1 protein-coding gene is annotated in these 701 nt (G+C 45.6%); it reads right to left on the bottom strand.

Annotated elements, in window-relative coordinates; all coding sequences use genetic code 11:
• A partial coding sequence (locus C9J48_RS27685) for a replication endonuclease (protein ID WP_146151668.1) occupies positions 1–701 on the bottom strand: 701 nt, incomplete at both ends.

Raw genomic sequence — 701 nt, 5'->3', positions numbered from 1 at the left:
CCGCCCATTGCTAAACAGAAGGCTTCCCAATCGGAAGAATCCGCAGCACGACGAACATTTTCAAGAGTGAGCCATTCACCCTCATCAAGGCGGTTAAACACAGCATCATCCTCTTTCAAATCTTGACGAATTCGACGAAGTTCACGCCAAACGGTAACTGATGGACCACCAATAAATTGAAACTGACGAATGCGATTAACACGCGCCCAAGTAACAACACGTTCAGCGGCTTCTGTTCCTTCCAGCGTTGTTGAACGGTCAGAATCGATATGTTTACCATCGATGTTTTTAGACAGGTACTTGGCCACATAGCCAACCGCAGATCCTTTCGACCAATCGATTTTTTCAGATGTGAAACGGTATTTCTTCGCACCTTTTTCATTGGGTGAATCCTTCATTGCTTCTTTTTTAAAGAGGCTTGTCACCGTGGATTCATGACGCTTTTCCATGAAGAACAACAGATGCCAGTGAGGACAACCGTCGGCATGAGGCTCAACAACACGCAAGCCGTACACTTTAATCTCAGCTTTATCGAGTGCTTTGCGAAAATCAGCAAACATCGACGTCATGTAATCATGTGCGTTTTGGGTTGTTGGGCATCCAGCATCTAACCATTTCTGATTGACCTTGTTACTTGCCACAGAGTGAAAGCGGCTAGGGCATGTAGGCGTATAGAACATCCCAACATGATCATTGGCTTG

It is taken from the genome of Photobacterium profundum (assembly GCF_003026285.1).
GTDB classification, from domain to species: domain Bacteria; phylum Pseudomonadota; class Gammaproteobacteria; order Enterobacterales; family Vibrionaceae; genus Photobacterium; species Photobacterium profundum.
Note: the sequence above shows the minus strand (reverse complement) of the source record. Positions and strands in the feature narration are given on the sequence as shown.